The sequence below is a fragment of the Kitasatospora sp. MMS16-BH015 genome, assembly GCF_002943525.1.
Lineage (GTDB): Bacteria > Actinomycetota > Actinomycetes > Streptomycetales > Streptomycetaceae > Kitasatospora.
The window spans coordinates 1849208-1870787 of record NZ_CP025394.1 but is presented as its reverse complement, the minus strand read 5'-3'; the positions used below and the strand labels follow the sequence as shown (position 1 = coordinate 1870787).

Genomic DNA, 21580 nt, shown 5'->3' with positions numbered 1-21580 from the left:
CTGCTAGTGGCTCTGCTCCCAGACGGTGACGGTGAAGCGCACCGAGTCGAGCTGCTTGGGGGAGGAGTCGACCACCAGGAGCGCCATCCGGCCCTCGGGGGTCCGGTAGCAGTAGCGGTCGCCCTTGGTGAGGTCGTCGATGTTGTAGCCGCCGTCCCGGCTGATCAGGCCGGCGCAGTCCACCGGGGTCGGGGTCGGGGCGGCGGCGGGGACCTTCACGATCGCCACCAGCGACTTGCCGTCGGTCAGGGTCGGCGCCCCGGCGGTGGCCCCCAGAAAGAGCTCACCCCGCTGGGCGCCGGTGACCGGCGGGGTGGTGTCGAGGTCGAGGTAGCTGTTGGTCTCGGCGGTGATCTCGGCCGGGCCGTACCGGACCTTGACGGCGGGTGGGACGGCGGCCGGGGTGGTGCCGTGGGCCCCCGTCGGGGCGCCGGCCGTGGGCTGACCGCCGGTCGTACCCGGGGTCTTGTCGCTGTTGGTCGCCGAGTACACCACGCCGGCGAGGACGACCGCGGCGACGGCGGCACCGATGATCCGTTGCCGCCGACGGCGGGAGGTCGGCGGGGTGACCGGGGCCGGCGGGTAGCCCGGGTGGGGCGCGGGTGCGGCGGTTGCCGTCGGCGCGGCGGCGTAGTGACCGGGCGGGGCGGCCGGTGCGGGGTGGTGCGCCGGGGCCGAGAGGACGGTCGGGGTGTAGCCCGGGGGCAGGGTGGCGTCGGTGGCCAGGGCCCGCTGGACGGCGGCCTCGCGCTGGGCGATCGCCGTGGCCGGGGCCGGGGGGAGCCAGCGGTCGAAGTCGCGGAGCGGCCGGCCGGCCGCCGCCTCGCAGAGCGCCGCGATCTCGGCGGGGGTGGCCCGGTCGGCGGGGTCGGCGGCCAGGCAGCGTTCGAGCAGTGGGCGGAGCTCGGCCGGATAGTCGGCCAGGCTCGGCGGGCGGGCCTCGGTGTTGGCGATCCGGGTGGCGAGGGTGATCGCGCCGCTGTCTCCGTACGGGTGCCGCCCGGTGGCGGCGACGGCGGCGATCAGGCCGAGCGAGAACACGTCGGAGGCGCCGGTGAGGGGCTCGCCGAGGGCGTGCTCGGGGGACATGTACTGCGGGGTGCCGATCAGGCCGCCGCTGCGGGTGAGTTGGGTGGCGTCGGCGGCGCGGGCGATGCCGAAGTCGATCACCCAGGGGCCGTCCGCGCCGAGCAGGACGTTGCCGGGCTTGAGGTCGCGGTGGATCACGCCGGCGGCGTGGACGGCCCGGAGCGCCTCGGCGGCGCAGCCGATCAGCTGCAGCACCGTCTCCGTGGGCAGCGGCCCGAACCGGTCCAGCACCTCGTCCAGGGCCAGCCCCGGCACGTACCGGCAGGCCAGCCAGGGCGTCGCCCCGGTGGCGTCGTGGTCGACCACCGGCACCACGTGGTACCCCTGCACCAGCCGCGCCGCCGCCACCTCCTGCTGGAACCGCCGCCGGAACTCCTCGTCCCGGGCGTACTCCCCCCGGATCACCTTGACCGCCACCGGCTGCCCGCCCCGGGTCCGGGAGAGGTAGACCGCCCCCATCCCGCCCTCCCCGATCCGCCGGAGCAGCTGGTACCCGGCCACCTCACGCGGATCGTCCGGCCGCAGCGGCGGCATCTCGGTTCTCTGCTGACCGTCCGTCATGGCGTCCCCCTGGTGTTCATCGGATCTTCCGGCGGGGCGATGCTACTGGCGACGGCGAGTCAGTTGCAGTGCCCGGAGCTCCAGGGCGCTGGGCGAGGCGGAAGCGCAGGGTGCGGCCGGGGCGGGTCTGGGCGGCGAGGGGGAGGTCGTCCTCGTGGACGACGGCGATCACGGGGTAGCCGCCGGTGACCGGGTGGTCGGCGAGGAAGAGGATCGGCCGGCCCGAGGGCGGGACTTGGAGGGCGCCCGCGACGGTGCCCTCGGAGGGGAGTTCGCCGGGGCGGACGCGCTCCAGCGCGGGGCCGGCCAGCCGCATGCCGATCCGGTCGCTCTGCTCGGTCACGGTGTACGGCGCGGCGCAGAGCGCGGCGAGCGCGGCGGGGGTGAACCAGTCGTCGCGGGGGCCGGGCAGGATCCGCAGCAGCGGTTCGGCCGGGAGGGCCCGACGCGGGGCGAGGTCGACGGCCGGCCAGCCGGTGGTCCGGTCGCCGACGGGGAGGAGGCCGCCTGCCGCGAGGCGTTCCGGGCCGAGGCCGGAGAGGGTGTCCGTCGAGCGGGAGCCGAGCACCGCGGGGGTGTCGAGGCCGCCGCGCACGGCCACGTACACGCGCAGGCCGTCGGTCGCGGTGCCGAGCCGCAGCTGCTCGCCCGGCGCGAGGCGGACAGGGGCGTTCGGGCCGACCGGCCGCCCGCCGGCCCGGGCCGGGCAGGGGGCTCCGGTGAGCGCGACGGTGGCGTGGTGGTCGAAGGCCAGGACCAGCCCGCCCAGCAGGCACTCGAGGGCGGCGGCGGACTCCTCGTTGCCGACCAGCCGGTTCGCCAGCCGCAGGCTGTCCGGGTCGGCGGCGCCGGACGGGCTGACGCCCAGCGCGCCGTGGCCGGGCCGGCCGAGGTCCTGGACGGTGGCGCCATAGCCGGGCTGCAGGACGCGGACGGTCCGCCCGGTGCGGAGGGCCGTCATCGGGGCGCCGCCACGTCGACGAAGCGGACGGTGGTGCCGGGGGTGAGCCGGGACGGCGGATCGGCGGTGGGGTCCCACAGGACTGCGGCGGTGCTGCCCAGCAGCTGCCAACCGCCGGGCGACTCGCGGGGGTAGACGCCGGTGAACTCGCCCGCGACGGCGAGCGCTCCGGCCGGCACCCGGGTGCGCGGGGCGGCGCGGCGGGGCAGCCGCAGGACCGGGTCCAGACCGGTGAGGTACGCGAAGCCGGGGGCGAAGCCGCAGAACGCGACCCGGTAGGTGGGGGCGGTGTGCCGGGCGATCAGCTCGGCCACGCTCAGGCCGGTGTGCCGGGCCGCGTCCCCCAGGTCGGCGCCGTCGTAGCGGACCGGTACGACCACCGCCCCGCCCGCCGTCCGCTCCGGGTCGCGGAGCGGCAGCGCGGTGAGGGCGGCACCGAGGCGGTCGTGGTCGGTGAGCGCGGGGTCGTAGCGGAGCAGCAGGGTACGGGCGGCGGGCACGAGCTCCCCGACCCCGGGCAGCGGGTGGTCGGTGAGGGCGGCGTGCAGCCGGGTCACCTGGTCGAGGTCGTCCAGCTCGACCAGCACCGCCCGGACACCGCAGCGCAGGACGCGCATCACCCGCTCACCGCCGCACGACGCGGCGCGCCCAGCGGGCGCAGCGCGACGCCGGCCCCGCTCAGCGCGGTGCGGACCCGGCGGGCGAGCGCGGCCGCGCCGGGGGTGTCACCGTGCAGGCAGAGCGTCCGGGCGGCGACGGGGACGGGGGTGCCGTCCACGGCGGTGAAGGCACCGGTGGTGGCGAACTCGACGCAGCGCCGGGCGACTTCTTCGGGGTCGTGCAGGACGGCGTCGGGCAGTCGGCGCGAACGCAGCGTGCCGTCCGGCTCCAGGGCGCGGTCGGCGAACGCTTCGGCGGCCGTGGCGAGCCCGGCCCGCTCGGCGCACCGCAGCAGTTCGGAGCCGGCCGGGCCGACCAGGACCAGCGCCGGGTCGAACCGCCTTACCGCCTCGACGACGGCGGCGGCCTGGCCCGGGTCGGTGGTCACGGCGTGGTAGAGCGCCCCGTGCGGTTTCACGTGCCGCACCCGGTCGCCGGCGGCGCGGGCGAACGCATCGAGGGCGCCGAGCTGGTACAGCGACTCGTCGGCGAGGTCCTCGGGGTCCACGGCGAGGTGGTGGCGTCCGAAGCCGACCAGGTCGCGGTAGCCGAGGTGGGCTCCGATCGACACCCCGGCGTCGACGGCCCGCCGGCAGACCCGGCGCATGGTCGCCGGGTCGCCGGCGTGGAACCCGCACGCCACGTTGGCGGAGGTGATGACGGCGAGCAGGGCCTCGTCGTCGCCGAGCCGCCAGGTGCCGAAGCTCTCGCCGAGGTCGGCGTTGAGGTCCAGGACGGGACGGCTGAGTGAGGTGACCGTGGCCATGACGGTGCTCCGATCTCGGAGGGGGACGGCGGGTCGGCGGAGGCGGTGCGTGGGTCAGTCGGCGGGGTCGCGGAGGCGGTGCGTGGGTCAGTCGGCGGGGTCGCGGAGGCGGTGCGTGGGTCAGTCGGCGGGGTCGCGGAGGTAGTCCGTGTCCCTGGCGTCCGTGACGAACATGTGGCCGGGCGCGTGGGTGATCGCGAACGGCGGGCGGGAGGCGATCAGGGCGGCCTGCGGTGTGACGCCGCAGGCCCAGAACACCGGCACCTCGCCGGGCCTGATCTCGACCGGGTCGCCGAAGTCGGGGCGGGAGAGGTCGGCGATGCCCAACTCCCGGGCGGGGCCGGCGTGTACGGGTGCGCCGTGCACCTCGGGCATCCGGGCGGTGACCGCCGTCGCGGTCTCGACCAGCTCCGCCGGGATCGGCCGCATCGAGACCACCATCGGGCCGCTGAGCCGCCCGGCCGGGCGGCAGGCGATGTCGGTGACGTACATCGACACGTTCCGCCGCTGCTCCAGGTGGCGCAGCGGCACGCCGGCGTCGAGGAGGGCGGCCTCGAAGGTGAACGAGCAGCCGATCAGGAAGGACACCAGGTCGTGGCGCTCCCACTCCTCGCCGACCTGGGGCACCTCGCGGACCAACTCGCCGTTCTCCCAGACCCGGTAGAGCGGGAGGTCGGTGCGCAGGTCGGCGCCGGGGGCGAGCCTCGAGGTGGTGGCGCCGGGGGCGGTCCGCTCCAGCACCGGGCAGGGCGCGGCGTTCAGCTCGGCGAACTCCGCCACGTCGGCCGCCCAGTCGCTCGGGACGGCGATGAGGTTGGCCTGGGTGCGTCCGAGGGCCCAGCCCGCCGTCGGGCTGACCGTGCCGGCTCGGAACAGGGCGCGGGCCCGGGCGGCGGTGAGGGTGGCGGGGTCGTATCCGTCCTGCGGTGCGGACATGGCGGTCCGGCTCCTTCCGAGGTCTGCGGTGCGTCGGATGCGGTGCGCTGATCAGTTGGTGCCGGGCGGGTGCCGGCGCAGCCCGAGGGCGGCCGGCAGGGTCACGTCGGTGGCGGGGCCGATCACGAGGGCGACACCCGCGCCGTGGCGGCCGAGCGCGGCGCCGAAGGCGAGGGCGTGCGCTCCTGCGAGCGGTCGGCTGGCGAACCGGCAGCTGAACGACTGCCGCCGGTCGGCGTCGTAGCGTGCGGCCACGACGGCGGCGCCGCCGGTCGCGGTCACCCAGCCGGTGGCGCCGAGGAGGACGCCCAGGGTGACCTCGATGGCGCCGCCGCCCTGGACCAGTTGCGCGCCGCTGGTCACGAGCGTGGCGGCGAGCCAGTGCAGCAAGGCGCGGTACGGCCGGGGTCGATCGCCGCCCGGCTCGGTCGGATCCGATGGTTCGGGTAACTCGATCATGGACTGCCCCCGCCCAACTGCCTTTGCCAGTAGCCCTGTTGAACCTGGCCTCGATGACGGCCACGATAGGCGCGGAGGGCAGGGGAGGTCAATCCTCATGTCGGATTGTTCAACGATCCATTTCGCTGGATCACCGGAGTGGGGCATGATGTGACGGTCCGGCAGGACGCCGACGCCAGGACAGAGGAGAGGAAGGCAGCCGTGGTCGGAGGGGGTAGGCCGAAGCCGCAGGGCATCGCCGAATGGGCGGTCGCCGAGCTGCGCGCGCGGATCGCCGATGGGGAGTTCGCCCCTGGCGCCCGGCTGGTGGAGGACGAGGTCTGCGAGCTGCTGGGGGTCTCCCGCAACACCCTGCGCGAGGCCTTCCGGCTGCTGGCGCACGAGCGGCTGCTCGTCCAGCACCACAACCGGGGCGTCTTCGTACGCGAGCTCACCGCCGAGGACGTGGCCGACCTGTACCGCGTGCGCAGGCTGGTCGAGCTGTCCGCGGTCCAGGGCCTGCAGGGCCGCCCCGACGGGCTGGAGCGGATGGCGGAGGCCATGGCGGAGGCGGAGGTCGCGGAGGCCCGGCAGGACTGGCGGGCTCTGGGCACCGCGAACCTGCACTTCCACCAGGGCCTGGCCGCCCTGACCGGCAGCGCCCGGGTGGACGAGCTGATGGCGCGGATCATCGCCGAACTGCGCCTCGCGTTCCAGGCCATGGACGACCCGTTCGCCTTCCACCGGCGCTACCTCGAGCGCAACCGGCTGATCCTGCGCCTGCTGGAGGCCGGCGAGGGCGGGGCGGCGGCGACGGCGATCGCCGAGTACCTGGACGAAGCCGAGGACGAACTCCTCAAGGCCCACCGGCGCAAGCCGGCCGAGGGCGGCTGAGCCCGCGGCAGGACTGCGACGGCGTACGTGTGTCGGGATGGACAAGCCAGGGGCGCGGGGAACTGCGCGAAGTCGGAAGAGGCGGTGCCGTACTGATGAGCTCCGAGCCGGTTGCACCGGCAACGGATCGTGCCTGCGGTGGTCCCCGGGACGTGCTGGAGTGGGCCGGGGGTGCGGAGGTGGTCCGGCCGTTGGCCGGGGGGACGCATGCGCAGACGGTGCTGCTGCGGGTGGGGGAGCGGGAGGTCGTGCTGCGGCGGTTCCCGGTGGGGGATGCGGCGGCGCGGCGGGAGGCCGTGGTGCTGCGGGGGTTGGCCGGACTCGGCGGCCGGGCACCGGAGTTGGTCGCGGTGGACGAGGACGGGAGTGCGACGGGCGCGCCGTCCGTGCTGATCAGCCGGTTGCCCGGGCGGGCCGAGCTCGATCCGGTGGATCCCCTGGTCGCGGCGGCGCAGCTCGGGCGGGCGCTGGCCCTGGTGCACGGGGTGACCGGGGCGTGGGTCGGTGGGCTGCGGGACGGCTTCACGGCCGCCCGGGCCGAGGGGTCGGGGCCGGCGGCCGGTGAGGTGGCGGCCGGGGTCGGGCGGTTGGCCGGTCAGCCGCAGGTGCTGACGCACTTCGACTTCTGGACCGGCAACGCGCTCTGGCAGGACGGCGAGCTGACCGGGGTGGTCGACTGGTCGGGCGCGGCCCGGGCGCCCCGCGGTCTGGACGTGAGCTGGTGCCGACTCGACCTGGCACTGCTGCACGGCCCGGCCGCGGCCGAGTCCTTCCTCGCGGCGTACCAGGAGGCGGCCGGGGCGGCCGTGGCCGAGCTGCGCCTCTGGGACCTGTTCGCGCTCACCAACTCCCACCGTTCGGTAGAGACTTGGGTGCCGAACTACCGTGACCTGGGCCGAGCCGACCTGACGGCGGCCGAGCTGCGCACCCGGCACACCGCCTGGGGTGAACGGCGGCTGGCCGGCGCCTGAGCCGCCGTGCCGGGGCCGCCGACCCGGCCGGTGCGCCGGTGGGGCCGATAGGTTGGGGCCCATGGCGACACTGGACGGCCGGGACGTGACCCCGGCGGAGCTGCAGACCCTGGCGCTCACCAACTACGGGCACTTCACCACGATGCGCGTCGAGGCCGGCCGCGTCCGGGGCCTCGACCTGCACCTGGCCCGCCTGGTCCGCGACTGCCGGGTGGTCTTCGGCGCCGAGCTCGACCCGGACCGGGTCCGCGCCCTGGTCAAGGGGGCGCTGCCGGCGGCGGCACTGCCGGGGGCGGGGCCGTCGGGGGCGGGGTCGTCTGGGCTGGGGGAGGCGCTGGCCGTCCGGGTCACCGTGCTCGACCCGGCGATCGAGCTCGGCACGATGGGGGCCGAGGCCCACCCGAAGCTGCTGGTGACGACCCGGCCGGCCGGTCCGCTCTCCGGCCCGGCGCTGACCGTCCGCTCCTGCCGGTTCACCCGCGATCTGCCGGAGGTCAAGGGCGTCGGCCTGTTCGGCATGCTGCACCAGCGCCGCCTCGCCGTGCGGGCCGGGTACGGCGACGCGCTCTTCCTCGACCCGGCCGGCGCGGTCTGCGAGGGCAGCACCTGGAACATCGGCTTCGTCCGGGGCGGGGAGCTGGTCCGGCCGGAGGCCCCCGCGCTGCCGGGCACGGCGATGGCGCTGCTCCGGGGCCTGCGGCCCTCCGTCACCGAGCGGGTGGCGGTGGACGGGCTCGGCGGGTTCGAGGCGGCCTTCGCGACCAACGCGGTGATCGGCGTGCGGCCGATCGCCCGGATCGACGGCACCGGGTTCGCGGCCGACCACCCGGTGCTCGGCGAGCTGCTCGCCGCGTACCGCGACCTGCCGGGTGACCTGCTCTGACGCCCCCGGGTTGCCCCGACGGGAGGACCCTCGGGGCAATCCGGGGGCGGTTTGACGGACCGTTACGCACATGTGATCGGACCGTACCGGCAGGTAGGCCGACACGACGACGGTTGTTCACCGGAAGTACGTGTGCGCGCCATCCGCCGCCGGAAAACTCCCCGCCATGGATATCCCTCGCATGGGCGTGCCCGAGAAGCTCGCCGACCGTATGAGCATGGCTGAGCAGCACGAGTACCTGCGCAGCAAGTTCTCCCGCCGCAAGGCCCTCCGCACCGGCGCCGTCACCGTCGGCGCCCTGGCGGTCGGCAGCGTGCTCGGCAGCGGTTCGGCCTCGGCCGCCGCTCCGGCCACCCCGGGCCTGCTCGGCTCCGGCGTCACCGAGGGCATCAACGGCGCCGTGGTCACCCCGGTCGGCCGCCACCTCGCCTTCGGCGGCGAGGCCGACACCCAGATGCGCATCTCCTGGCAGACCCCCGCCCCGGTCAAGCGCGCCTTCCTGCGCTACGGCAAGACCCCGTGGGACCTCAGCCACAAGGTGGTCGCCGACCAGCGCGTGCTGCACACCCCGGCCATGGTCCAGACCGGCGACGCGCTCGACCAGTACTACATCCACGTCGGCCTGCGCGACCTCGAGCCCGACACCACGTACTACTACGGTGTCGGCCACGACGGCTTCGACCCGGCCTCGCAGCAGGCGATCTCCACCCTGCGCACCTTCCGCACCGCCCCGGCCCGCGGCTGGCGCGGCGGCAAGGCCTACGAGCCCTTCACCTTCACCGCCTTCGGTGACCAGGGCGTCTCGGCCCACGCGGCCGGCAACGACAACGTCATCCTGGCGCAGAACCCCAAGTTCCACCTGCACGCCGGCGACATCTGCTACGCCGACCCGATGGGCCAGGGCCAGGACGCGGACCGCGCCGCGTTCAACGCCAAGACCTGGGACGCCTTCCTGGTGCAGACCGAGACCGTCGCCGCGACGGTCCCGTGGATGGTCTCCTACGGCAACCACGACATGGAGGCCTGGTACTCGGCGAACGGCTACGGCGGCGAGAACGCCCGCTTCTTCCTGCCGACCAACGGCCCGGACCCGCGCACCGTCCCGGGTGTCTACTCCTTCAAGTACGGCAACGTCGGCGTCATCTCGCTGGACGCCAACGACGTCTCCTACGAGATCCCGGCCAACCTCGGCATCTCGGCGGGCAAGCAGACCAAGTGGCTGGACCGCAAGCTCCGCGACTTCCGCGGTGACGAGACGGTCGACTTCATCGTGATCTTCTTCCACCACTGCGCCTTCTCCACCACCCACCAGCACGCGTCCGAGGGCGGTGTCCGGGAGGCCTGGGTGCCGCTGTTCGAGAAGTACCGCGTCGACCTGGTGATCAACGGTCACAACCACGTCTACGAGCGCACCGACGCGATCCTCGGCAACAAGGTCTCCAAGGCCGTGCCGAGCGGCGAGACCGTCGAGCCCGCCAAGGACGGCGTCGTGTACGTCACCGCCGGTGCGGCCGGTCGCAGCCTCTACCGCTTCGACGCCCCGGACACCTACGAGGGCCACGAGAACCGCCTCGACTCGGTGGACACCTTCCACTTCGCCAAGGGCGGCGTGAAGGTCACCGAGACCGTCGAGTGGTCCCGCGTCCGCTACACCGGTTACTCCTTCATCAAGGTCGACGTCACCCCGGCCCACAAGGGCGGCAAGTCCACCATGAAGGTCACCGCCCTGGCCGAGAACGGCTCCCAGGTCGACCACTACACCATCGCCCGCACCGCGGGCGAGAGCACCCACCAGCACTGATCCGTCCTGCTCGGTGGTCCCGAGGGGCGCGCGGTTCTCCGCGCGCCCCTCGGCGCTTTTCGCCCTGCTCCGCTCTGCTCTGCCGGTACGGTGGCACCGACCCGGCGGGTGTGGTGATGGTCGTGGAGGTCACCACCTCCTGCCGCTCCACGGACCACCGGATCAGAGCGGAGAAGCCGGCGGCGTACGCGCAGGCGGGCATCCCGGTGTACCTGGTGATCGACCGTGAGCGGCGCGAGGTCACCGCGCACAGCGACCCTCTCGACGGGCGGTACCGTGCCTCACTGCCCACCCCGTACGGTGATCCGCTCGCCCTCCCGCCCCGGTCGCCTTCCCCCTGCCCACCGAGACCTTGCGCCGCTACGTGCGCTGAGCAACCCGGTTCGTCCGGCTGCATAGACTCCCGCCCATGACCGTCCTGCGCTCCATCCTCCTCTTCCTCCTCGCCGCCGTCCTGGAGATCGGCGGTGCCTGGCTCGTCTGGCAGGGCACCCGCGACCACCGGGGCTGGCCCTGGATCGGCGCCGGCATCATCGCCCTGGGCGCCTACGGCTTCGTGGCCACCCTCCAAGCCGACTCCCACTTCGGCCGCATCCTCGCCGCCTACGGCGGCGTCTTCGTCGCGGGCTCCCTGCTCTGGGGCATGGCCCTCGACGGCTACCGCCCCGACCGCTACGACGTGTTGGGCGCCCTCATCTGCCTGGCGGGCGTGGGCATCATCATGTACGCCCCACGGGGGCGGTGAGGGGCCCTGCGGCGGAGGCACGGTGTCAGGGGCTCGGTGTCAGGGGCTCGGTGCGCCGGGGGGTGTCGAGGGATCGGGTGGGGGCGGGACGAGGCGGCCGTTGTGGACGGTGAAGCCGGCCTCGACGAGGTAGGGGCGGGCCTGTTCGAGGAGGGAGAGGACGCGGAGGGCGGTCCGGGCGCAGAGGGCGGCCATCGGGAGCTCGACCAGGGCGGCCATCAGGAGGGCCTGGACGAGTTCGCTCGTGGTGGGGGCCGTCATGATGTCGAACCAGGCGTCGACCACCAGGAGGGTTGCTGCGGCTGCGTTGACGAAGGCGCTCTTGGGGGAGAGGCGGAGGATGCGGACGGCCGCGCCGGTGAAGACCAGGATGAGGAGGGCGTCGAAGCCGCCCCAGGCGATGTTCCAGCGCTGGGCCTGTTCGCGGGCGGGGAGGGTGAGGAAGAGCGTCACCGTCCAGGGGAGGAGCAGGGCCGCCGCTCCCGCGAAGAGGAGGGCCAGGCGCGGGGTGACGACCCGTTCGCCCGCCAGCCCGACGCGGTCGCGGAGCAGTGCGGGCGGGTGCAGGAAAGCGGGGAGTCGCTGCTCCCAGCCGCCACGGCTCACCCGGCTGTTAGCGTTGCCATCGCTGTCGGCGTCGCCGCCGCCGGTGCGGTCGCCGCCCTCGGGTCGCTGGTTCATCAGGTGTGCCCCCTTCGAACGTCCGGCCCGGCCCCGGGCTCACCGAGGGTACGCCGGGGGTGGGCCGGACGGGGGCGAACGGGCGCTACTGGCGGTACGTGGTCAGGAAGCGGCCGATCCGGCTGATCGCCGTCTCCAGGTCGTCGGCGCGGGGGAGGGTGACGAAGCGGAAGTGGTCGGGGCGCGGCCAGTTGAAGCCGGTGCCCTGGACGATGTGGATCTTCTCGCGGAGCAGCAGGTCGAGGACGAACTGCTCGTCGTCGACGATCTTGTGCACGGCCGGATCGAGCTTGGCGAAGGCGTAGAGCGCCCCCTTGGGCTTGACGCAGCTGACGCCGGGGATCTCGTTGAGCGCGCGCCAGGTGACGTCCCGTTGCTCGGTGAGCCGGCCGTTCGGGAGGGTCAGGTCGTTGATCGACTGGTGGCCGCCGAGGGCCGCCTGCACCGCGTACTGGGCGGGCACGTTCGGGCAGAGCCGCATGCCCGCGAGCATGGTGAGGCCCTCCAGGTAGTCCTTGGCGCGCTGCTTGGGGCCGGAGACCACCAGCCAGCCGCTGCGGAAACCCGCGACCCGGTACGCCTTGGAGAGCCCGTTGAAGGTCAGGGTGACCACGTCGTCGGCGAGCGCGGCCAGGCAGTGGTGCTCGACGCCGTCGTAGAGGATCTTGTCGTAGATCTCGTCGGCGAGCACCATCAGGCCGTGCCGGCGGGCGAGCCCGAGGATGCCCTCCAGGAGCTCCTTCGGGTAGACCGCGCCCGTAGGGTTGTTCGGGTTGATCACCACGATGGCCTTGGTGCGGTGGCTGATCTTGCTCGCGATGTCGTCGAGGTCCGGGTACCAGTCGGCCTCCTCGTCGCAGAGGTAGTGCACGGCCTTGCCCCCGGCCAGCCGCACCACGGCCGTCCAGAGCGGGAAGTCGGGCGCGGGCACGAGCACTTCGTCCCCGTCGTCGACCAGGGCCTGCACGGCCATCTGGATCAGCTCGGAGGCGCCGTTGCCGAGGTAGACGTCGTCCACCGTGACGCCCTCGACGCCGCGCTGCTGGTAGTACTGCACGACGGCCCGGCGGGCGGGCAGGATGCCGCGCGAATCGCTGTAGCCGTGGGCGTTGGGGAGGTTCCGGATGATGTCCTGGATGATCTCCTCGGGCGCCTCGAAGCCGAACGGCGCCGGGTTGCCGGTGTTCAGCCGCAGCACGCTGTGGCCGGCCTCCTCCAGCGCGTTGGCCTGGTCGACCACCGGCCCGCGGATCTCGTAACACACGCCCGCCAGCTTGCTGGACTGCCGAAACTCCATCAGTGGCCTCCCGACCGTCCGCGCCGTGGGCCCTGCCGCGTGCCGTTGGTCGGCCCGCCGCTCGTGCCCGCCGCGTGGTGCTCGCTGTTCGCAACCTGCTGCTCTGGTTGCTTTGTTCTACCAAGTATCCACTTGGAAAGTCCAACCTTTTGGTTATGCTGATCGGCATGTCACGCCAGTCACGCCGAAGCTACGACCAGTACTGCGCCGTCGCCCGGGCCCTGGACGCTGTGGGGGAGCGCTGGAGCCTCCTGATCGTCCGTGAACTCCTCGGCGGCCCGCGCCGCTACACCGACCTGCACGCCGACCTGCCCGGCGTCAGCACCGACATCCTCGCCGCCCGGCTGAAGCAGCTGGAGGCGGAGGAGCTGGTCGTGCGGCGCCGCCTGGAACGGCCCGCCAATGCGACGGTCTACGAGCTCACCGAGCGTGGAGTGGCCCTGCGTCAGGTGGTGGCCGCGCTGGGGGAGTGGGGGCTCGGCGCCCTGGGGGAGCAGCGGCCGACGGATGCGGTGCGGGGGCACTGGGTGACCGGGGCCGGGGTCGGGGTCGGGGCCGACGTCTCCGGGGGTGCGTCCGGGGGCGCGTCCGGAGCCGGGGGCGGGTCCGAGGACGGCGTCGGTGCGGTGGAGGTTTCCGTTTCCGCTGCTCCGAGCGGGTGAAGGTGGCGGAAAAACTGTTGACGCGTCAGCTGGCAGGCGTCTAGCTTCGGGCACAGCTGGCTGTTCGGTGCACTGTCGAACGCATGGGCATGTGAACGAGACGAGTGAGAAGGAGGTGCCGAGTGAGTAGCCGTTGTTCTGTTTCCGTCCGCTCGGTGCTTCCGGGCGGTGCGCCGACCCTGCGGGGTTGAGCCGCCGCCGTACGGGGGTGCCGGCCCGACTGCCTGGAGGCAGTTGTGTTGTACCGCCCGACTGTTGAGCCCGATCTTCCCCGCCTGCTGTCCTGCGCGCCCGCGGCCCCGTTCGACCGGGTCGATCCCGCCGCGTACCGGGCCGGCTTGGCCACCGGTGAGTACCGGCACGAGCGCACCTGGGTGGCCGAGGCCGCCGACGGGCAGCTGCTCGCCCGGGCCGTCTGGTGGGCCTTCCCCGAATCACCCGAGCCGCTCGCGCTCGACTGCCTCTGGGTGAGCGAGGCCGTGCCCGATCCGGTTGCGCTCGGGGCGGAGCTGCTCCGTGCGGCGCACGCTGCCTTCGGTACGGCTCCCGAATACCACCTGATACTTCCGCCGGGCGGGGTGGCCGCGCCTGGATCGGTCGCCGCTACGCCCGAGTTGGGGGCGGGCTCGCCTGTATCACCGCCGGCGGGCCTGCGGTGGCGGCTGGCCGCTGCCCGGGACGCCGGGCTCGGTGAGGAGTTGCACCGGCTGCGGTTCGAGTGGCGGCCAGGGGTGGAGGCTGCCGTCCCGACCCCGGTGGGCGGGGCCCGGTTGAGCTTCGCGGCCGAGCCGCGCGACGAGGTGTTCGTGGAGCTGTTCCGCCGCGTCGCCGAAGGCAGCCTGGACGACTCCACCCGCCTTGCCTCCGGCTCGGCCGACCCGGCCCAACAGGCCCGAGACACCCTCGACAGCTACCTCACCATGCCCGGCGACCGCTCCTGGTGGCGCATCGCCCTCACCCCGGACGGCCACCCCGCCGGCTTCGCCATCCCCTCGGCCAACGGCGCCGGCCCGGTGGTCGGCTACCTGGGCGTCCTCCCCGGACTCCGCGGCCAAGGCCTCGCCGACGAACTCCTCGCCGAGATCACCCGCTCCCACGCCACGCGCGGCGCCATCCGCATCCGCGCCGACACCGACGCGGCCAACACCCCCATGGCCGCCGCCTTCCGCCGCGCCGGCTACCAGGACATCGGCTCCCGTATCGTCCTCTCGGCCCCACCCGCCGCGCTGTGACGCCCGCCGCGCTGTGACGCCTGCCGGGGGCGGGTCTGCCTGTCCCCGGCTCCGTCGTGCGGTGGCCGGCAGGGGCAGGCCGGGTTCAGCCTGCTCTTGCTCTTGCTGCAACTCGGCCTGAGGAGTCGGCACGGTCGGGTTCTACTCGGTGGCCTTGTCGGCGGGGTTGGCGTGGGCCGGTTCCGGCTGCGCGCGGCCAGGGCGGCGGCGAGTGCCGTGGTCACCGCGCCCGCGATCCTGCCCGGGTGGGCGTGGGTGGCCTCGGCGGAGAAGGCGGCCTGCTCCGCCGCCTCGTCCAAGTCCTCGCAGCCCCAAGCGCCCAGCGGCGCGGCCCGTATCGCCGCCTCGACGGTCCCACCGGACGGGTGGGTTGTGCGGGGGCGGAGAGCTCCTGCCGATGAGCCGTAGTGGATGAAATGGGTAGATGAATTCATCTTGGCTGACGTAGTCTGGATGGCCCGTAGAGAAGTTGACGCGCTGTCAACTTGGCTTCCGGTGCGTCGATTTCTCGTACGTCGGCCGAGTCACCAAGGAGATGCCCCATGAGCAGATGCTGTGCACCGACCGCTCTCCGACTGCCGGGTGTCGCCGTGTGGGCGGCCGGGGGCCGGTCGTGACCACGAACTTCCGTTGGGGGGCTGGGCCGCGGATGCTGTTGGCCGGCATTCTCCTCGTTCTCGGCTACCTCACCTCGCAGTGCCACGTCGACACTCCGCAGTCCACCTCCAGCGCACCGTCCATCCCGAAGACCCGGGTTCTGTCGCCCTGCACCCTCGCGACCGACGACCAGGTGAAGGAGGCCTTGGGGCACCCCCTCGCAGGCAGCAGCGAGGTCGTCGAAGCCCCCTCGTACAGCAACTGCAACTACTGGGACGCCTCCCGCACGCGCATGATCACCGTCAGCGGCCTGCCGCACAAGGTGGAGCTGTCGGCCATCCCGGGCAAGGCGGTGAACGTGGGGGGCATCGGCGATCTCGCGGTCTACGAGCCCGTCTCGGGCGGTGGCAGGCTCTCGGTGGACTCCGGCACGGCGGCCTTCGCCGTGACGTACACGAGCTACACCGTGGACGACAACGCCGGGCTCCTTGCCCAGGCCAAGCTGATGGTGCTGGCCCGTTCGATCGTGGCGCGGCTCTGATAGGGCGGCCTGTGGGGTGCTGTCCGGTTCGGGGCGAGGGCGAGACGCAGTGCCGCCTGGTGGGCGGAGCGGAGTCGCTGCTGCACTGCTCGTGGTGCGGCTTGACCCCCACCTGACCGGTTCCGTCAGGTGACGACGGAACCGGTCAGGTGGGGGTCAGCTGTGGGTGGTGGCGAAGGCGGCGAGGGTCGCGAAGTCGGTGGGGCGGAGGCCGAGGCGGGGGTTGACGTGGTGCAGGAGGGCTGGAGCCTGGTGGTGGGTGGTGACGTGGGTGTGATCGACGGGGGCCTGTTTGTCGTCGACCCAGGCGAAGGGGCGGCCGGCGGCGTGGGCGATCAGGTGGTCGGTCTTCCAGTGGACGCCGTCGGGGCGTTCGGTGAAGAGGTCCGTACCGAAGTCGACGAAGGGGAGTTCGGGCAGGCCGAGGGTGGGGCCGATCCATCGGTTGGCCAGGTCCATCCAGGTGGTGGCCCAGCAGAGCTCGAAGCCGAGGGCCAGGAGTTCCCGGCCGTGGTCGGGGTTGAGCCAGACGCGTAGGGGCCGGTGCCGGCCGTAGGCATCGCCGGGTTCCGCGCGGGGCACGCGGATGGTGGTGTACCCGGCCGGGCGTCGTTCCGGCTGCGCGGCGTACGGATTGAGGGGGCCGTCCACGTCCAGGAAGAGGAGGGGGGCTCGGGTGGCCGGAGCGACGCTCGGCGGGTGGGGTGTCTCGGGGCGCACCGGCGCGAGTCTAGGCCGTCGAGGCGGCAGCGGGTGGGCCGGCAGTGGGGACGACGGGAGGAGGAGGTGATCGCCTGCTGGTGGCGGCGCGCGCCGTTCAGGCAGGGGCCACCTGCCTGCACATGGTCCAGAAGTGCTTGGCGACCCGGCGGACGCGGGTGTGGCCGTGGTCCTCGAAGAGTTCGGCCGTCCTGCTGAAGAGGAAGCGGCCCTGGGCGTGCCGTCCTCGTCGAGGTGGGTTCCCCGGTCGTTTCAGCTTCGGGAGGCCGTCTCGTCGAGGAGACGGGCGAGTTCGGCCGGCTTGGTGAACATCGGCCAGTGGCCGGAGTCGATGTCGACGAACTCGACCCGCTCGGCCCGGACGAGTTCAGGCCCCTCGCCGGCGGCGATCCATTCGCGGGCCTGTGCCGGGGTGAACTCAGGGCAGATCACCACCACCGGGACCTCGTAGCGGCGCTCGTCCGTCAGCCGGACCACGCCGTTGGCCACCTGCTCGGGGACGGGGATGGCCTCGGCTGCGATGCGCTGCCGATGTTCCGGGGTCAGGTCGGCGCTGTCCGCTCCCTCGAACGGGCCCCAGCCGGGGAAGGGCATGGCGCCGTCGCGGATCTCGAAGAAGTCGGCGTACGGCTGACCGTCCCCGTTCGGGAAGCCGCCGATCAGCGCCAGCTTGGCCACCCGGTCCGGGCGGGCGTCGACAGCCAGCCAACCGAGGGTGCAGGCGGCCGAGTGCGCCACGATCAGCGGCGGCTCCGCCGCTTCGTCGACGGCGGCGAGGACCGCCGCCACCTGGTCGTCGAGCGTGGCGGACGAACGCCCGTCGCCCTGGCCCGGCAGGGTCACGGCCTGCGGGCGGTGCCCGAGCGCCTCAAGGGCGGGTACCACCGCGTCCCAGGCGGTGCCGTCCAGCCACAGGCCGCCGATGAGCAGGATGTCCACAGTGAGACTCACTTCCAAGTCGAGGTCGGGGCAGGGACGGTAGGAGGCGTAGCGCCGTCGGGCGCGGCCTTGATCGACCAGGGTCCGACCAGGTGTGTTCCCAGGCTAGGGGCAGTTCAGGACGATCGACTTCCTGATCATCCGTAAGCCGCCTACGCTCTCCGGGTGGAGACCGCTACCAGCCCCACCGCCCGCGCGCTGCGCACCCTGGAGATCCTGCAGACCCGGCCCGGCACGACCGCCGAGCAGCTCGCGGAGAAGCTCGGGGTGACCGATCGCGCCGCCCGCCGCTACGTCGCGATCCTGCGGGAGGCCGGCATTCCCGTGGACTCCGTGCGCGGCCCGCACGGGGGTTACCGGCTGCGGTGCGGGACCCGGCTGCCGCCGGTGAGCTTCACCCAGAGCGAGGCACTCGGCCTGGTGATGGCGGTGCTCGACGCCAGGCCCGCCGCCACCGATCCCGGGAACCTGGTCGGCTCGGCCCTGGGCAAGGTCATCCAGGCGCTGCCCGAGCAGATCGGGCGTCAGGCGGCGGCGCTGCGCGAGCACGCCGCTGCGGCGCCCGATCCGAGTGCGGCCTACGCCGATCCCGCCGTCACGAGCACCCTGGTGGACGCGATCGCGTCCCGGCGACGGCTGGTGATCACCTACCGGAGCGAGGCCGGCAACCAGTGGCAGGCCGAGGTCGACCCGTGGGCGGTCGTGGTGCGCCGGGCGCGCTGGTACCTGCTCTGCCACTCCCATCGTGCGGACGCCGTGCGCACCTACCGGGTCGACCGGGTACTGGCAGCCGAGGAGACCGCCGTCCGGTTCCGGATGCCGGAGCACCTCGACCCGGTCGCACTGTTGGAGGAGAACCTGGGCACCGGGTGGGCCTATCCCACTCGCGTGCTGTTCTACGCACCGGTGGAGCAGGTCGCCCCGTGGGTCGAACCAGCGATGGGACGGCTCGAACCCGTCGGGGCGAGGGGAGAGCACTGCGTGCTCGTCGGCAGCACCCGCAATCCGGCGATGTACGCGCAGGAGTGGCTTGCGGCGATCCCTCATGCCTTCCGGATCCTGGGCGGGACGGAGCTGCGGGAGGCGGTGGCGGCCCTGGCGGCCCGCCTCGGCGCGGCCGTTTCCGGAACCACGGCCGTTTCCGGAGCCACGGCCGTTTCCGGAACCACGGCTGGGCCGGAATGACAGCGGGTGCGGAACGACATCGCGACCGGACCGGACCGGACCAGATCGGCTTGGATCCGGTCCGGGGCGTGGACGGCGAGTGAAGGCTCCCCGGGGGGCGTGGGCCTGAGGGTTCGTCGGCCCGGCGCGAACCGGCCCGGCGCGGCCGACCGGGCCGGTGCGAGCCGGCGAGCCGGGGAGCCGGGGAAGTCAGGCGGGTTCGGCGATGAGGGCGGTGGCTATGCGGCGGAAGCCGAGGCGGGCGTAGATGTGGGCTACGGCTTCGTCGCTGGCAGTGAGGAAGACGGTGGGGATGCCTCGGGTGCGGGCGTCGGCGAGGAGGGTGGCGGTGACGGCCTGGGCGAGGCCGCGGCGGCGGGCGGAGGGGAGGGTGCCGACGCCGACGATTTCGGTGACGTGGCCGACGGGTTGATGCTGGCCGCTGCAGAGGGCCAGACCGTCGGCGAGGGCGGCGGCGATCACGGTGTGGCCGGCCTCGATGCGTTGGGCCATGCGGGTGACGGTGCCGTCGGCGGTGCGGGCGAGGACCTGGGCGGTGAGTTCGGCCGGGCCGGCGGTGCCGATGGCGGTGCCCGGTTCGGCGAAGGCCGTCCACGGGACGGCCAGTGCGCTGGCCAGCGCCGCGTCCAGCGGGCCGAGTATCCGGAGCATCGCCTTGCTGCCGTCCGCCAGGGAGATGCCCTTGGCGAGGTCGGGCAGGTCGGGGGTGGCGGCGTTCGGGTCGTGGACCATCAGCGGGTGTTCGTGGACCACCAGGCCGGACTCCTCCACCGCTGCGCGCAGCCCCGGCGTGGTCTCGGCGACCCATTCGAAGGCCTCGGGCGCCCCCAGCTCCCGCTGCCGGGCCCGGACCGCCGCGACGTCGGTGGCGGTGGCCGTGGTCGGCCAGTCCAACGTCGGCCGCGCGTAGTAGGGCCCGCCGGGGCCGACCCGGACGAAGAGGGAGAGGGGTCCGAAGGACTCCAGGCGGGCGCCGTTGCGCGGGACCGCGTCGTAGTAGGACTCGATCCGGTGAAGCAGGTCCTGCGGGGAGGAGGGGAGATCGGCGGGGGAGGAGGCGGCGGGGGCGGTGTGGTGGAGGGAGGTCACGTCCGGCATCCAAGCAGTGGAGCTGACGGTCCGCCACGGGATTTCGGCCGGTCGGCGGCAGCGGGTGGAACGGGGAGGGCGGACTGCTCCGGACGGGTGGGACGGACGAGGGCGGACGGGGGCGGATGGGTGGGACGGACGGGGGCGGGACGGGGGCGGATGGGTGGGACGGACGGGGGCGGGACGGGTCAGTGCGGGGTGATGGCGGGTGGGGCTTCGCAGGTCCGGTGGAGGTGGGCGAGCTTCGGGGGCCAGCTGCGGGCGGTGGCCTGGCGGCGGGCGTCGGCTTCGTCGAAGGGGACCGCGAGGCGGATGAAACCGGTCTCCATCACGGTGAGGCGGGTGCAGCCGGCGCGGCCGGCGAACGGGGCGAGGGTGAACTCGACGAGGGTGGAGTTGTGCTCGGCGGGGATCTGGGTGGCCGGGCCCCGGGACCAGCGCCAGGAGAGGTGGTGCGGTGGCTCGGTCCGTTCGAACCGGGCGGAGACCTGGCCGTGGTCGTGGTGCGGGAGCAGGAACGGGCCACCGGGGCGCAGGTCCAGTTCGACCGGGGTGGCCGGCTCGCCGTCGCCGAACCAGCTGCCGAGGAACGCCGGATCGGTGAGCACCGACCAGACCCGCTCGGGGGTGGCCTCGATCACGAGCTGGTTGGTGATGGCGTCGGAGAGCATGGCGGCCTCGTGGAGGGTAAGGGAAGGAGGAAGGGGGTGGGCGGAGTAAGGGTGGCAGGTTTTGGGTGTAAAGTACAACCGATTTGGGGCGGTGCGCCGCGATCGGGATTCAGGGGGGCGACGCCGTCACTCGGCGGGCCTGCGAAGATCGGGGGATGGACAACGAGACCACCGCCGCCGGTGCCGAGCAGTTCCGACCCGTCTTCCGTAGCTACGTCGCGGTGGGGGACTCCTTCACCGAGGGCATGTGCGACGAGCTGCTGCCGGACGGGCACTACCGGGGCTGGGCCGACCGGGTCGCCGCTGCGCTCGCGGCCGAGCGGCCGGGGGAGGAGTTCCGGTACGCCAACCTCGCCGTGCGGGGCAAGCTGATCGGGCAGATCCACCGCGAGCAGATCGCCGACGCTGCCGCGATGGGCGGCGAACTCGTCACGCTGGCCGGTGGGTTGAACGACGTGCTGCGGCCGGGGTGCGACATCGAGCAGGTGGAGCGGCTGCTCGGGGCCGCGGCCGAGACGCTGTTGGCGGGAGGTGCAGGCGAGGGGACGGTGGTGATGTTCACCAGCACCGACCCGACCCGGCGGCTCGCCGGGAGCGCTCGGCTGCTCCCGGCGATCCTGCGGATGAAGGGGTACGTGGAGGGCCTGGCCAAGCAGCACCCGCGGCTGCGGGTGGTCGACCTGTTCTCCGCGCCCTGCTTCGACGACCGCCGGCTCTGGGACGAGGACCGGCTGCACCTCTCCCCCGAGGGGCACCGCCGGGTGGCCGCCGCCGTGCTGGAGGCGCTCGGGCGGCCGGCCGGGTTCGACTGGCGCGCCCCGCTGCCGCCCGCCGCTCCGCGCGGCCGGGCCGAGCGGATCCGCGCCGACCTGCACTGGCTGCGGCTGCACCTCGGCCCGTGGCTGGGCCGCCGCCTCACCGGCCGCTCCTCCGGCGACGGGCGCCCGCCCAAGCGGGCCGAGCTGCTCCCGTACGAGAGCTGAGCCCGGCCCGGGTCCGCGCGGCTGGAGGGGTTACCGGTAGCGGAAGACGATCCGGCCGCGGGTCAGGTCGTACGGGCTGATCTCCACCAGCACCCGGTCGTACGGCAGGATCTTGATGTGGTGCTTGCGGATCTTCCCGCTCACGTGGGTGAGCACGCGGTGCCCGTTCTCCAGCTCCACGGTGAAGCTGGCACTGCGCAGGCACTCGACGACGGTGCCTTCCGTCTCGATGGCACCGGATTTCGAAGTCTTCATGGCTGTCTCCTCAGGTCTGGAAC

Annotated in this window: 24 protein-coding genes and 1 pseudogene; 11 read left to right on the top strand and 14 right to left on the bottom strand. The window is 73.6% G+C overall.

Features of this window, described 5'->3' with window-relative positions; all coding sequences use genetic code 11:
* Positions 1 to 3 precede the first annotated feature (3 nt).
* The 6 genes from CFP65_RS08035 to CFP65_RS08010 form a co-directional block, all read right to left on the bottom strand.
* Complete coding sequence (locus CFP65_RS08035; RefSeq protein WP_256387264.1) at positions 4 to 1650, bottom strand: serine/threonine-protein kinase; 1647 nt, start codon at positions 1648 to 1650, stop codon at positions 4 to 6.
* A 16-nt stretch (positions 1651 to 1666) separates the two neighbouring features.
* Positions 1667 to 2611 (bottom strand): biotin-dependent carboxyltransferase family protein, encoded by a 945-nt coding sequence (locus CFP65_RS08030; RefSeq protein ID WP_104815442.1) that lies wholly within the window; start codon positions 2609 to 2611, stop codon positions 1667 to 1669.
* Positions 2608 to 3228, bottom strand: coding sequence for an allophanate hydrolase subunit 1 (locus tag CFP65_RS08025; protein WP_104815441.1), 621 nt, complete (start codon positions 3226 to 3228; stop codon positions 2608 to 2610). The genes CFP65_RS08030 and CFP65_RS08025 overlap by 4 nt, the downstream gene beginning before the upstream one ends.
* The gene (locus tag CFP65_RS08020; RefSeq protein WP_104815440.1) at positions 3228 to 4037 is read right to left on the bottom strand and encodes a LamB/YcsF family protein; all 810 of its coding nucleotides are present in this window, start codon (positions 4035 to 4037) and stop codon (positions 3228 to 3230) included. Before CFP65_RS08020 ends, CFP65_RS08025 begins: the two co-directional genes overlap by 1 nt.
* Before the next feature lie 120 nt (positions 4038 to 4157).
* Positions 4158 to 4973, bottom strand: a complete 816-nt coding sequence (locus tag CFP65_RS08015) for a putative hydro-lyase (protein ID WP_104815439.1) — start codon at positions 4971 to 4973, stop codon at positions 4158 to 4160.
* 51 nt (positions 4974 to 5024) lie between these two features.
* Entirely contained in the window at positions 5025 to 5432 is a 408-nt protein-coding gene (locus CFP65_RS08010; RefSeq protein WP_158702089.1) for a hypothetical protein, read from the bottom strand.
* 201 nt (positions 5433 to 5633) lie between these two features.
* On the opposite strand from CFP65_RS08010, the gene CFP65_RS08005 reads away from it, so the two are divergent.
* The 6 genes from CFP65_RS08005 to CFP65_RS07980 all read left to right on the top strand — a co-directional run bounded on the left by CFP65_RS08005 (position 5634) and on the right by CFP65_RS07980 (position 10705).
* On the top strand, positions 5634 to 6305 hold the full coding sequence (locus tag CFP65_RS08005) for a GntR family transcriptional regulator (protein ID WP_158702088.1): 672 nt from the start codon (positions 5634 to 5636) through the stop codon (positions 6303 to 6305).
* Positions 6306 to 6400: 95 nt separating this feature from the next.
* Positions 6401 to 7276: a phosphotransferase family protein gene (locus CFP65_RS08000; RefSeq protein WP_104815436.1), complete on the top strand. Its 876-nt coding sequence runs from the start codon at positions 6401 to 6403 to the stop codon at positions 7274 to 7276.
* A 61-nt stretch (positions 7277 to 7337) separates the two neighbouring features.
* Positions 7338 to 8159: an aminotransferase class IV gene (locus CFP65_RS07995; RefSeq protein ID WP_104815435.1), complete on the top strand. Its 822-nt coding sequence runs from the start codon at positions 7338 to 7340 to the stop codon at positions 8157 to 8159.
* Between the two features lie 166 nt (positions 8160 to 8325).
* On the top strand, positions 8326 to 9960 hold the full coding sequence (locus CFP65_RS07990) for a metallophosphoesterase family protein (RefSeq protein ID WP_104815434.1): 1635 nt from the start codon (positions 8326 to 8328) through the stop codon (positions 9958 to 9960).
* A gap of 110 nt (positions 9961 to 10070) precedes the next feature.
* Positions 10071 to 10373 (top strand): Uma2 family endonuclease, encoded by a 303-nt coding sequence (locus CFP65_RS42455; protein WP_104815433.1) that lies wholly within the window; start codon positions 10071 to 10073, stop codon positions 10371 to 10373.
* Positions 10370 to 10705, top strand: a complete 336-nt coding sequence (locus CFP65_RS07980) for a YnfA family protein (RefSeq protein WP_104815432.1) — start codon at positions 10370 to 10372, stop codon at positions 10703 to 10705. The genes CFP65_RS42455 and CFP65_RS07980 overlap by 4 nt, the downstream gene beginning before the upstream one ends.
* 39 nt (positions 10706 to 10744) lie before the next feature.
* Here the strand turns inward: CFP65_RS07980 and CFP65_RS38770 are convergent, their stop codons facing one another.
* Complete coding sequence (locus tag CFP65_RS38770; RefSeq protein WP_158702086.1) at positions 10745 to 11386, bottom strand: hypothetical protein; 642 nt, start codon at positions 11384 to 11386, stop codon at positions 10745 to 10747.
* Between the two features lie 85 nt (positions 11387 to 11471).
* Positions 11472 to 12683, bottom strand: coding sequence for a pyridoxal phosphate-dependent aminotransferase (locus tag CFP65_RS07970; protein WP_104815431.1), 1212 nt, complete (start codon positions 12681 to 12683; stop codon positions 11472 to 11474).
* 167 nt (positions 12684 to 12850) lie between these two features.
* On the opposite strand from CFP65_RS07970, the pseudogene CFP65_RS07965 reads away from it, so the two are divergent.
* Together CFP65_RS07965 and CFP65_RS07960 are read left to right on the top strand one after the other, a co-directional pair.
* Positions 12851 to 13210: pseudogene (locus CFP65_RS07965) on the top strand (winged helix-turn-helix transcriptional regulator); the annotation flags it as partial.
* A 473-nt stretch (positions 13211 to 13683) separates the two neighbouring features.
* The gene (locus CFP65_RS07960) at positions 13684 to 14577 is read left to right on the top strand and encodes an N-acetyltransferase (RefSeq protein ID WP_158702085.1); all 894 of its coding nucleotides are present in this window, start codon (positions 13684 to 13686) and stop codon (positions 14575 to 14577) included.
* Here CFP65_RS07960 and CFP65_RS42450 read toward each other — a convergent pair.
* Positions 14523 to 15011, bottom strand: coding sequence for an ADP-ribosylglycohydrolase family protein (locus CFP65_RS42450; RefSeq protein WP_104815429.1), 489 nt, complete (start codon positions 15009 to 15011; stop codon positions 14523 to 14525). The two genes, CFP65_RS07960 and CFP65_RS42450, sit on opposite strands and share 55 nt — an antisense overlap.
* A 179-nt stretch (positions 15012 to 15190) precedes the next feature.
* Here CFP65_RS42450 and CFP65_RS07950 point away from each other — a divergent pair, with 179 nt between their 5' ends.
* The gene (locus tag CFP65_RS07950; protein ID WP_158702084.1) at positions 15191 to 15715 is read left to right on the top strand and encodes a hypothetical protein; all 525 of its coding nucleotides are present in this window, start codon (positions 15191 to 15193) and stop codon (positions 15713 to 15715) included.
* Between the two features lie 156 nt (positions 15716 to 15871).
* Here the strand turns inward: CFP65_RS07950 and CFP65_RS07945 are convergent, their stop codons facing one another.
* Complete coding sequence (locus CFP65_RS07945; protein ID WP_104815427.1) at positions 15872 to 16435, bottom strand: hypothetical protein; 564 nt, start codon at positions 16433 to 16435, stop codon at positions 15872 to 15874.
* Between the two features lie 252 nt (positions 16436 to 16687).
* A complete protein-coding gene (locus tag CFP65_RS07940; RefSeq protein WP_104815426.1) occupies positions 16688 to 17374 on the bottom strand; it encodes an alpha/beta fold hydrolase in 687 nt (228 codons plus the stop codon).
* Positions 17375 to 17539: 165 nt separating this feature from the next.
* Between CFP65_RS07940 and CFP65_RS07935 the strand changes: the two genes are divergently transcribed.
* On the top strand, positions 17540 to 18559 hold the full coding sequence (locus CFP65_RS07935; protein WP_104815425.1) for a YafY family protein: 1020 nt from the start codon (positions 17540 to 17542) through the stop codon (positions 18557 to 18559).
* 189 nt (positions 18560 to 18748) lie between these two features.
* Here CFP65_RS07935 and CFP65_RS07930 read toward each other — a convergent pair whose 3' ends face one another.
* Together CFP65_RS07930 and CFP65_RS07925 are read right to left on the bottom strand one after the other, a co-directional pair.
* Positions 18749 to 19657, bottom strand: a complete 909-nt coding sequence (locus CFP65_RS07930) for a GNAT family N-acetyltransferase (protein WP_104815424.1) — start codon at positions 19655 to 19657, stop codon at positions 18749 to 18751.
* Positions 19658 to 19836: 179 nt separating this feature from the next.
* Positions 19837 to 20319, bottom strand: a complete 483-nt coding sequence (locus CFP65_RS07925; protein ID WP_104815423.1) for an SRPBCC domain-containing protein — start codon at positions 20317 to 20319, stop codon at positions 19837 to 19839.
* Positions 20320 to 20474: 155 nt separating this feature from the next.
* Here CFP65_RS07925 and CFP65_RS07920 point away from each other — a divergent pair, with 155 nt between their 5' ends.
* Entirely contained in the window at positions 20475 to 21302 is an 828-nt protein-coding gene (locus CFP65_RS07920; protein ID WP_104815422.1) for an SGNH/GDSL hydrolase family protein, read from the top strand.
* A 30-nt stretch (positions 21303 to 21332) separates the two neighbouring features.
* Here CFP65_RS07920 and infA read toward each other — a convergent pair whose 3' ends face one another.
* A complete protein-coding gene (gene infA, locus CFP65_RS07915; RefSeq protein ID WP_104815421.1) occupies positions 21333 to 21557 on the bottom strand; it encodes a translation initiation factor IF-1 in 225 nt (74 codons plus the stop codon).
* Positions 21558 to 21580: the final 23 nt, after the last annotated feature.

Bases quoted from the DNA above. Each gene is read 5' to 3' on its own strand.
- CFP65_RS08035 (WP_256387264.1), bottom strand. From the start codon at position 1,650: ATGACGGACGGTCAGCAGAGAACCGAGATGCCGCCGCTGCGGCCGGAC.
- CFP65_RS08030 (WP_104815442.1), bottom strand. From the start codon at position 2,611: ATGACGGCCCTCCGCACCGGGCGGACCGTCCGCGTCCTGCAGCCCGGC.
- CFP65_RS08025 (WP_104815441.1), bottom strand. From the start codon at position 3,228: ATGCGCGTCCTGCGCTGCGGTGTCCGGGCGGTGCTGGTCGAGCTGGAC.
- CFP65_RS08020 (WP_104815440.1), bottom strand. From the start codon at position 4,037: ATGGCCACGGTCACCTCACTCAGCCGTCCCGTCCTGGACCTCAACGCC.
- CFP65_RS08015 (WP_104815439.1), bottom strand. From the start codon at position 4,973: ATGTCCGCACCGCAGGACGGATACGACCCCGCCACCCTCACCGCCGCC.
- CFP65_RS08010 (WP_158702089.1), bottom strand. From the start codon at position 5,432: ATGATCGAGTTACCCGAACCATCGGATCCGACCGAGCCGGGCGGCGAT.
- CFP65_RS08000 (WP_104815436.1), top strand. From the start codon at position 6,401: ATGAGCTCCGAGCCGGTTGCACCGGCAACGGATCGTGCCTGCGGTGGT.
- CFP65_RS07995 (WP_104815435.1), top strand. From the start codon at position 7,338: ATGGCGACACTGGACGGCCGGGACGTGACCCCGGCGGAGCTGCAGACC.
- CFP65_RS07990 (WP_104815434.1), top strand. From the start codon at position 8,326: ATGGATATCCCTCGCATGGGCGTGCCCGAGAAGCTCGCCGACCGTATG.
- CFP65_RS07980 (WP_104815432.1), top strand. From the start codon at position 10,370: ATGACCGTCCTGCGCTCCATCCTCCTCTTCCTCCTCGCCGCCGTCCTG.
- CFP65_RS38770 (WP_158702086.1), bottom strand. From the start codon at position 11,386: ATGAACCAGCGACCCGAGGGCGGCGACCGCACCGGCGGCGGCGACGCC.
- CFP65_RS07970 (WP_104815431.1), bottom strand. From the start codon at position 12,683: ATGGAGTTTCGGCAGTCCAGCAAGCTGGCGGGCGTGTGTTACGAGATC.
- CFP65_RS42450 (WP_104815429.1), bottom strand. From the start codon at position 15,011: ATGAATTCATCTACCCATTTCATCCACTACGGCTCATCGGCAGGAGCT.
- CFP65_RS07930 (WP_104815424.1), bottom strand. From the start codon at position 19,657: ATGCCGGACGTGACCTCCCTCCACCACACCGCCCCCGCCGCCTCCTCC.
- CFP65_RS07925 (WP_104815423.1), bottom strand. From the start codon at position 20,319: ATGCTCTCCGACGCCATCACCAACCAGCTCGTGATCGAGGCCACCCCC.
- CFP65_RS07920 (WP_104815422.1), top strand. From the start codon at position 20,475: ATGGACAACGAGACCACCGCCGCCGGTGCCGAGCAGTTCCGACCCGTC.
- infA (WP_104815421.1), bottom strand. From the start codon at position 21,557: ATGAAGACTTCGAAATCCGGTGCCATCGAGACGGAAGGCACCGTCGTC.